Here is an 8973-nt window from a genome sequence, read left to right on the forward strand (position 1 = left end):
TGGATCCGACGCTACTGGTCGGTGTCCACCACGTCGACGCGGATTCCGCGCCCACCGATGCCAGCGACCAGGGTGCGCAGCGCGGTGGCCGTGCGGCCGCCGCGACCGATGACCTTGCCCAGGTCATCGGGGTGCACGTGCACCTCGACGGTCCGCCCGCGGCGGCTGGTGACCATGTCGACGCGTACGTCGTCGGGATTGTCCACGATGCCGCGGACCAGGTGCTCGACGGCGTCGACCACGACAGAACTCACTGCGATGCTCAGCTCTCGCTTGCGGCGTCGTCGGCAGCGGCCTCGGCAGGTGCCTCAGCGGCGGCCTCGGCAGCGTCATCCTTCTTGGGAGCCTTCTTCTTCTTCGGCGTGACGGCCGCGGCACCGGTGCCGCTCTCGGCCTCGGCCAGCGCCGCATTGAACAGGTCCAGCTTGGACGGCTTGGGCTCCTTGACCTTCAGGGTGCCCTCGGCGCCCGGCAGGCCCTTGAACTTCTGCCAGTCACCGGTGATCTTCAGCAGGGCCAGCACCGGCTCCGTGGGCTGCGCGCCCACACCCAGCCAGTACTGCGCGCGCTCCGAATCGATCTCGATCAGGCTGGGCTCTTCCTTGGGGTGGTAGCGCCCGATGACCTCGATGGAGCGGCCTTCGCGGCGGGTGCGCGCGTCGGCGACGGCGATGCGGTACTGGGGGTTGCGGATCTTGCCAAGCCGGGTGAGCTTGATCTTGACAGCCATGGTTGAGACTTCTCCTCTATGTCACGCTGCAATTCAGCGATGCGGGCGGAATTGCCCGATCCGGTTTTGCCTTACGTGTGTGACCGCCGCGCAGCGCATTGAACGAGTCGCGTGGCAGACAGCGCCCAATTGTGCCAGAACGATGCCGACCAGCCCAACTCCAGCTCGAATGGCCAGTTATTGCACAACGTGCCGCCGGTTGCGTGTCACAACCGGCCACTCGGCGCCTGAGGCGCTCGGGTTGCGACGGTCAGACGACCTTGTCGAAACACTTGGTCTCGACACGGCGGCTCATCCGCCAGCCGTCGGCCGTCCGGACGAACTCGTCCTCGTACCACAGTCCGCAGAACAACACCTGTTGCTCCAGCCCCGGCAGCACCATCGGGTTGAAGCAGATGGTGCGGGACGACGCTTTGTCACCGTCGATCCGGACATCGAAGTTGCCGAGCATGTGGGCGTAGGCCGGGAAGTTCGGCAGCACCTCGGCCAGCCAAGCCTTGACCTCGGGATAGCGACCGTCGATGCCCCCCATCGCCCGGTAGTCGATGTAGGCATCGGAGGTGAACACCGCATCGAGGTCATCGAATAGTCGACGGTCTATCGCCGTGGAGTAGTCGATCAACAACTGCTGGATCTCCAGACGGTCCGAAATCTCGGCCAGGCTCAACATGTCTCGATTCAACACCAGGTCAGGATTGAGGGCCCTCCGACGGCGGCCAATGCGCGCCCGGCGAGGCGTCCCCCGGCTCGGTGAAGTGGCCGCGGGACAACGGCACCCACTGCTCACTGGGAGCCGGCTGCTTCGAGGACGGGAAGTCACGCAGTGCACCGGTCGGGCTGGAATCCCAGGCCTCAAACGTCAACGGTGTCTGCAGCCAAGCGTTGAGCAACAGATAGGTGGCCTCCAACGAGTCCAGGTGGGTCCGTTCCCAACCGTGGCTCCCGTCGAGGCCGAACCCCAGCAGTGCCGCGCGGGTACCCGCGCCGGCCTCGATGGCGGCTGCCGCGTCGGACCGGTAGTAGCGGAACACGTCCCGCGCGAACGGGATGCCCTGTCCCTCGGCCAGGCGGCAGAGCTTGCGGGTCAAGTGATAGTCGAACGGGCCGTGCAGGTCGGCCATCGGGATCGTCACGCCGTGTTCGATCGAGTGCTGTCCGGGGGCGCAGACCGCGTTATCGACCGAAACCAACTCGGCCACATCGGGCGGAAGCCCGTGACTGGCACCGTGCCCCACTTCCTCGGTGATGGTCACCATGAGAGTGGCGCGGTGCGGAAGCACGATCTTTTGCTCCGAGATGGTCTTGGCCAGGGCCAGCGCGACCGCCACCCCAGCCTTCCCGTCGAGGTGGCGCGACACCACGAAGCCGTCCTCGGTGAGTTCGGGGCTGGCGATCAGCGCGACGAAGTCACCCACGTTCAGACCCAGCCGTTCCAGATCCGCACGTGTCGACACATTTCGGTCCACCCGTACCTCGACGTGGTCCCAGTCGGTGGGCTGGGTGTCGATCTCGTCGCCGTAGGCATGCCCGCTGGCCTTGAGCGGCATGATCGTGCCCGTGAAGAACTCGTCGGGGTCGTCGGAGAAGATCCGCACCCGCGCGCCCGCAGCGAACCTTGCGGAGAATGTGCCGACGGGGACCAATTCGAGCCGGCCGTTGTCCTTCAGATTCCTGACCATGCAGCCGATGGTGTCGGCGTGCACCACCAGCGCTCGGTCGATCGTGGGCGACTCACCAGGCAGCTCGGCGGTCAACGCACCGCGCCGGGTCAACGTGAACGGCACGCCCAGATCGTTGAGGATATCGCCGATCAACTGCATCACGGCGTCGGTGCGTCCCGACGGACTCGGAGTCTGCAGCAACGACAGCAGCGTGTCGATCATCCACTTACGTTCGGCCTCCGGCATGGCGGCGGTCTCGGCCACGTTTTCTCACCTCGTATTCGTCGGATCTTCCTCACACGCCGATGCCCGCGGATTGTGCCACTAGGGTCAGTGGACATGGTCAGGCTCGTCGGTGCGATCTCGCTCTGTCTCGCAGCACTTCTCCCAACAGCTCTACCAGGCTCCCCCACGGCCTCCGCCGACACCAGCGTGCAGCAGGTCGGCGCGACACCCATCCCGGCCGGCCCCGCCCCGGCCTGGATCGTCGCCGACATGGATACCGGCCAGATCCTGGCCGGCCGGGATCAGTACGCCCCGCACGCACCCGCCAGCACCATCAAGACTCTGCTGGCGCTGGTGGCCCTCCACGAGATTCCGTTGGATGCAACCGTCGTCGCCGACGAAGCCGATGCCAAGGTCGAGTGCACCTGCGTCGGGATCAAGGCCGGACGCACCTACACCATGCGGCAGCTGCTGGATGCGGCACTGCTGGTGTCCGGCAACGACGCCGCCAACACACTGGCACACATGCTCGGCGGGACCGACGCCGCGGTGGCCAAGATGAACGCCAAGGCCGCCGCGCTCGGCGCGAACGCCACCCATGCCGGGTCGCCATCGGGTCTGAACGGCCCCGGCATTGACGGGGCCACCACACCGCGGGACCTGGCCGTGATCTTCCGCGCCGCGCTGGCGAATCCGATGTTCGCGGCGATCACGTCATCCCCGTCGGCGTCCTTTCCAGGTGCCACGGGACCGGTCACGTTGGTCAACCAGGACGAGATGCTGGGCCGCTATCCAGGCATGCTCGGCGGTAAGACCGGTTTCACCGACGTGGCTCGCAAGACGTTCGTCGGCGCTGCGCAGCGCGACGGCCGCCGGTTGGTGGTCGCCATGATGTACGGGTTGGTCAAGGAAGGTGGCCCGACCTACTGGGACCAGGCCACCAGCCTGTTGGACTGGGGATTCGCTCAGGACCACTCAGCAGGCATCGGCCAGTTGTAACGGGCTGATCCGTACCTCCGCGCCGCAACCATACGGAGACCTGATCGCGCGCTGAGCGAGTCCTGTGATCCGTAGCGTCAAGCTCCGTGCGACGACGTTTCGCGGCGACCGTGCTCGCCCTCGGCGCGGTGCTCGCGGTCACGCCCTCCGCGTACGCGCAGCCCGGCGTCCAGCCGGCAGGCGCCCAGATTCCCGACGGACCCGCCAAGGCCTGGCTGGTTGCGGACATGGACACCGGCCAGGTACTGGCGTCCAAGGACCCCAACGGCTCGTATGCCCCGGCCAGCACCATCAAACCCCTGTTGGCGATGGTGGTGCTCGATCATCTCCGGCCCGATAATTTCGCCCGGGCCAACGCATCCCATACCAAGGTCGAATGTTCATGTGTGGGCTTGAAACCGGGTCAGCCGTACACCACCCGCCAGCTACTCGAGGCACTGCTCATGGTGTCGGGCAACGACGCGGCGAACATGCTCGCCGACATGCTCGGCGGCCGTCCCGCCACCGTCGCGGCAATGACGCGCAAGGCGGCCACAGTCGGCGCTCGCAACACCCGCGCCGGCTCACCGTCCGGCCTCGACGGCCCCGGCTGGGAAACCGTGACCACTCCTCACGACCTGGCGGTGATCCTGCGCGCCGCGCTGACGTACCCACTGATCGCGCAGATCATGCGCCAGCCCTCGGCCCAGTTCCCCGGCAAGACCCTGACCAACCAGAACGAACTGCTTGCGCGCTACCCCGGCGACATCGCCGGCAAGACCGGCTACACGGACCTGGCCCGCAAGACGTATGTCGGTGCCGCGCAACGGGGTAACCGTCGTCTGATCGTGGTCCAGATGTACGGCACCGGCGATCTGTACGGACAGGCGATCGATTTGTTCGATTACGGTTTCTCGCACTGACCTTCGACGCTAAGAGGTAGGGCCCCACCGGGACTCACACCCAACTAAGGTAACCCTAAATTCGTGTGGAGTGCCCGCGCGCGATGAGGGGAGCCGATGTGTCCGACCGTGAGTTCTCGTTGGTGGTCGCCTATGGCACCGACATGGGCAACGCCGAAGACGCTGCCATGTCGTTCGCCGAGGCCACCACCGCCGCCGGAATTCCTGCCGAGGCCGTCGAGCTCAACCAAGTCGAACTCAGCCAGCTCAGTACCGCAACGCATTTCATCGTGGTGACATCGACTTTCGGCGACGGCGAGTTCCCCGACACCGCCACGCTGTTCTGGGAGGCGATCAGCGCCTCGACCGAACGTCTGGAACACATGAGCTTCGCAATCCTGGCCCTCGGCGACACCTCGTACGAATTGTTCTGCAACGCAGGAAAACTCCTCGATGCCCGGCTGGAGGAGTTGGGCGCCACCCGGCTCGCCGACCGCGTGGACGTCGACGGATACTACGAAGAACCGGCCGCGGCCTGGACCACCGACCTGGTCAAGCAACTCATCGCCGCCCAGTCCGGCCCCGCCGCTGCCGTCTCCGGCGTCGAGGCCGTCGCGGCCGTCGCGGCCGAACCTCCGCTTCGCGGCCAGGAACGCAACCGCCCCTTCGCGGCTCCCCTGGCCGTCAATCGACTGCTCACGGCGGCAGAATCCGACAAGGAGGTCCGCCACTACGAACTGGACCTCACCGGCTCCGGGATCGCCTATCAGGCCGGCGACTCGCTTGCCGTCCACCCGGTCAACGATCCCGACCTGGTGGCCGCGATCCTGGCCGAACTCCAGGTCGGCCCCGAGCATCGCGTCGGCGACTCGGAAGAGACTCTGGGCGTCCTGCTCACCGAACACCTGGAGATCCGGACCCCCTCGCGAGCGCTGCAGGAGCTGGCGGGTACCGCCGCCTACGGTGAGGATGTCCTCGATCTGATCCGGCGCACCGACCTCACTGTCGACGAGGTGGTAGATACCTTGCGCCCGTTACAGTTCCGCGACTACTCGATCGCCTCGAGTCCGCTGACGCACCCCGATCACGTGCACCTGACCGTGGCCACCGTGCACTACCCCGGCGCCGACCGCCGCCACGGTGGCGTCGCCTCGACCTACCTGGCCGAGCGCACCGCGACGGTGCAGGTTCACCTGCGGCCCAACCACCATTTCCGGCTGCCCGCAGGCGATGTGCCGATCATCATGATCGGCCCTGGTACCGGCATCGCCCCGTTCCGGGCGTTCCTGCAGGAGCGGCAGGCCGCCGCCGCGCCCGGCCGCTCCTGGCTGTTCTTCGGAGACCGTCGCCGGTCCACCGACTTCCTCTACGGCGAGGAGTTGACGGAATTCGTCGAGTCCGGCACGCTGACCCGGCTCGATCTGGCCTTCTCCCGCGACCAGGACACGAAAGTGTATGTGCAGCACCGTATGCGGGAGCACTCCGCCGAGTTGTTCGCGTGGCTGCAGAATGGTGCGCACCTCTACGTGTGCGGTGACGCCGACCAGATGGCCAAGGACGTGGATGCCACTCTGCACGAGATCGTCGCCGAGAGCGGGGGCATGGACGCGGACACCGCGCACGCCTATGTCAACGACCTGATCAAGACCCACCGCTACCTGCGTGACGTGTACTGATTTTCCCCGCGAGCAGACGCAAACTCGTACATTTCCGGTCGAATTCATGCGAGTTTGCGTCTGCTCGGCGGAGAGTCAGAACACCCGCCCGCGCAGGATCACCAGATCCGGGTGGCTGACCCCGCCATGGCGTGGGTCCTCGGTGTAACAGACCAGGTCTGCGGATGCACCGTCCTCCAACGCGGGCCGCCCCAGCCACGCCCTAGCGTCCCAACTGGCCGCACCCAGGGCGGCGGTGGGGCTCATCCCGATGCCCTTGAGCGCCTCGATCTCGTCGGCGATGCGGCCGTGCGCGATCATGCCGCCGGCGTCGGTGCCCGCGAAGATCGGTACGCCGGCCTCGTAGGCCGCACCGACCCGGGAGCGACAGGACCCGTACAGGTCACGCATGTGCTTGGCATACTGCGGATACTTGCCCGCCGCGTCGGCGATGCCGGGGAAATTGTCGATGTTGATCAGGGTCGGCACCAGCGCGGTGCCGTGTTGGAGCATCAATTCGATTGTGTCATCGGTGATCCCGGTGCCGTGCTCGATGCAGTCGATTCCGGCCTTGATGAGTCCGGGCAGCGCATCCTCACCGAAGACGTGCGCGGTGACCCGCGCTCCCTCGGCGTGGGCGGCGTCGATCGCGGCTTTGAGGATCTCGTCGGACCACAACGGGGCCAGGTCCCCGACCCCTCGGTCGATCCAGTCGCCGACCAGCTTCACCCAGCCGTCACCCCACCGGGCCTGCTCGGCCACGGCAGCGGGCAGTTGCGACTCGTCCTCGATATCGATCGGCAAGCCGGGTGAATAACGCTTGGGTCGGGCCAGATGGCGTCCGGCTCGAATGATGCGCGGCAGGTCGTCGCGGTCGTCGAAGCTTCGGGTGTCCACCGGGGAGCCGGCGTCCCGCAACAACAGTGCGCCCGCGTTCCGTTCGGTTTCGGCCTGCGTCACCGCCTCGTCCAGCTCGACGGCGCCATGAGGGCCGAGGCCCACGTGGCAGTGCGCGTCGACCAGGCCCGGAATGATCCAGCCACCGTCAAAGACAGTGTCGGCGTTGGCGATCGGCTCAGCCGACAGCACACCCTGGTGGATCCACCACTGCACTTCTTCGTCGTCGGGAAGTCCGCGACCACGAACGTGCAGCGCCATCGGTTACTTCTGGCCCGGGAACTTCAGCTTCGACAGGTCGAAATCGGCCAGACCCGGTGGCAATTCGTCCAGGCCCTTGGGCATGTTGGACAGGTCCGGGAAGCCGGCGGGCATCCCGGCGCCGAACGGGTTCTTCGGCGGGGTCGGACCCCGGCCCTTCTTCTTACCGGCCTGCTTGTTCTTGCCCTTGGCGGCCTTGCGCGGGGAGTTCTTGCGCCCGAACGGCATTCCCATCTGGCCGGCCATCGACGACATCATCTTGCGGGCGTCGAAGAACCGGTCCACGAGCTGGTTGACCTCGGATACCTCGACCCCGGAGCCATTGGCGATACGCAGCCGGCGCGAGGCGTTGATGATCTTCGGATCGGCCCGCTCGGCCGGCGTCATGCCACGGATGATCGCCTGCACCCGGTCCAGCTGCTTGTCATCGACGGCGGCCAACGCGTCCTTCATCTGGCCGGCCCCGGGCAGCATGCCAAGCAGGTTGCCGATCGGGCCCATCTTGCGGATCGCCAGCATCTGCTCGAGGAAGTCCTCCAGCGTCAGCTCGCCGGAGCCGATCTTGGCGGCGGCCTCCTCGGCCTTCTGCTGGTCGAAGACCTGCTCGGCCTGCTCGATGAGGGTGAGCACGTCGCCCATGCCCAGGATGCGGCTGGCCATCCGGTCGGGGTGGAAGACGTCGAAGTCTTCGAGCTTCTCCCCGGCCGAGGCGAACAGGATCGGCACGCCGGTGATCTCACGCACCGACAGCGCGGCACCACCGCGCGCGTCACCGTCGAGCTTCGTCAGCACGACACCGGTGAAACCGACGCCCTCGCGGAACGCCTCGGCGGTGGCGACGGCATCCTGACCGATCATCGCGTCGAGCACGAAGAGGGTCTCGTCGGGCTTCACGGCGTCGCGGATCGCCGCGGCCTGGCCCATCAGCTCCTCGTCGATGCCCAGCCGGCCGGCGGTGTCGACGATCACCACGTCGAAATGCTTGGCCCGGGCCTCGGCCATACCGGCCGTCGCGACCGCCACCGGATCACCGTGGCCACCGATCTCCAGGCCATCGGGCGATGTACCCGGGTGCGGCGCGAAGGACGCCACACCGGCGCGCTCGGCCACGATCTGAAGCTGGCTGACCGCACCTGGCCGCTGCAGGTCACATGCGACGAGCAGCGGGGTGTGGCCCAGACCCTTGAGCCATTTCGCCAGCTTGCCGGCCAGCGTGGTCTTACCGGCACCTTGCAGACCGGCGAGCATGATCACCGTCGGCGGGGTCTTCGCGAAGGCCAACTGGCGGGTCTCGCCGCCGAGGATGCCGATCAGCTCCTCGTTGACGATCTTGACCACCTGCTGCGCGGGATTCAGCGCGGCGGAGACCTCGGCGCCCTTGGCGCGATCCTTGATGCGTGCCACGAAGGCACGCACCACAGGCAGCGAGACGTCGGCCTCCAGGAGGGCCAACCGGATCTCGCGCGCCGTGGCGTCGATATCGGCGTCGGTCAACCGCCCCTTGCCGCGTAGGCCCTGCAGGGCTCCGGTCAACCGGTCAGACAGGCTCTCAAACACGTGGTAAGCCTAATGGGAACTGATCAGCGAGCCTACGACCGGTAGTGGTCTGATCGGGTGAAGCTGATTGCCGAGCCGCTGGTCGGTGAGCACTGTGTGCGCCTGGA

9 protein-coding genes are annotated in these 8973 nt (G+C 66.8%); 3 read left to right on the top strand and 6 right to left on the bottom strand.

The window, feature by feature from the left end; all coding sequences use genetic code 11:
* Positions 1-11 precede the first annotated feature (11 nt).
* The 4 genes from AC4ELS_RS21200 to AC4ELS_RS21215 form a co-directional block, all read right to left on the bottom strand.
* A complete protein-coding gene (locus tag AC4ELS_RS21200; protein WP_003881089.1) occupies positions 12-254 on the bottom strand; it encodes an RNA-binding protein in 243 nt (80 codons plus the stop codon).
* Between the two features lie 8 nt (positions 255-262).
* A complete protein-coding gene (gene rpsP, locus AC4ELS_RS21205; protein WP_064881782.1) occupies positions 263-730 on the bottom strand; it encodes a 30S ribosomal protein S16 in 468 nt (155 codons plus the stop codon).
* Between the two features lie 250 nt (positions 731-980).
* The gene (locus AC4ELS_RS21210; protein WP_055112870.1) at positions 981-1400 is read right to left on the bottom strand and encodes a nuclear transport factor 2 family protein; all 420 of its coding nucleotides are present in this window, start codon (positions 1398-1400) and stop codon (positions 981-983) included.
* Positions 1401-1419: 19 nt separating this feature from the next.
* Positions 1420-2655: an osmoprotectant NAGGN system M42 family peptidase gene (locus tag AC4ELS_RS21215; RefSeq protein WP_064881784.1), complete on the bottom strand. Its 1236-nt coding sequence runs from the start codon at positions 2653-2655 to the stop codon at positions 1420-1422.
* Positions 2656-2730: 75 nt separating this feature from the next.
* Between AC4ELS_RS21215 and AC4ELS_RS21220 the strand changes: the two genes are divergently transcribed.
* The 3 genes from AC4ELS_RS21220 to AC4ELS_RS21230 all read left to right on the top strand — a co-directional run bounded on the left by AC4ELS_RS21220 (position 2731) and on the right by AC4ELS_RS21230 (position 6172).
* The gene (locus AC4ELS_RS21220) at positions 2731-3615 is read left to right on the top strand and encodes a D-alanyl-D-alanine carboxypeptidase family protein (RefSeq protein ID WP_499049137.1); all 885 of its coding nucleotides are present in this window, start codon (positions 2731-2733) and stop codon (positions 3613-3615) included.
* Between the two features lie 86 nt (positions 3616-3701).
* Positions 3702-4517, top strand: a complete 816-nt coding sequence (locus AC4ELS_RS21225) for a D-alanyl-D-alanine carboxypeptidase (protein ID WP_448446842.1) — start codon at positions 3702-3704, stop codon at positions 4515-4517.
* Between the two features lie 83 nt (positions 4518-4600).
* A complete protein-coding gene (locus AC4ELS_RS21230; protein ID WP_499049140.1) occupies positions 4601-6172 on the top strand; it encodes a diflavin oxidoreductase in 1572 nt (523 codons plus the stop codon).
* A 75-nt stretch (positions 6173-6247) separates the two neighbouring features.
* On the opposite strand, the gene AC4ELS_RS21235 is transcribed toward AC4ELS_RS21230, so the two are convergent.
* On the bottom strand, positions 6248-7309 hold the full coding sequence (locus tag AC4ELS_RS21235; RefSeq protein WP_498883000.1) for a metal-dependent hydrolase family protein: 1062 nt from the start codon (positions 7307-7309) through the stop codon (positions 6248-6250).
* A 3-nt stretch (positions 7310-7312) separates the two neighbouring features.
* Positions 7313-8866: a signal recognition particle protein gene (gene ffh, locus AC4ELS_RS21240; protein ID WP_498883001.1), complete on the bottom strand. Its 1554-nt coding sequence runs from the start codon at positions 8864-8866 to the stop codon at positions 7313-7315.
* Positions 8867-8973 lie beyond the last annotated feature (107 nt).

The organism is Mycobacterium shunyiense (genome assembly GCF_058270035.1).

Coding starts and splice junctions, on each gene's coding strand:
- AC4ELS_RS21210 (WP_055112870.1), bottom strand. CDS start 1,400: ATGTTGAGCCTGGCCGAGATTTCGGACCGTCTGGAGATCCAGCAGTTG.
- rpsP (WP_064881782.1), bottom strand. CDS start 730: ATGGCTGTCAAGATCAAGCTCACCCGGCTTGGCAAGATCCGCAACCCC.
- AC4ELS_RS21230 (WP_499049140.1), top strand. CDS start 4,601: ATGAGGGGAGCCGATGTGTCCGACCGTGAGTTCTCGTTGGTGGTCGCC.
- AC4ELS_RS21220 (WP_499049137.1), top strand. CDS start 2,731: ATGGTCAGGCTCGTCGGTGCGATCTCGCTCTGTCTCGCAGCACTTCTC.
- AC4ELS_RS21235 (WP_498883000.1), bottom strand. CDS start 7,309: ATGGCGCTGCACGTTCGTGGTCGCGGACTTCCCGACGACGAAGAAGTG.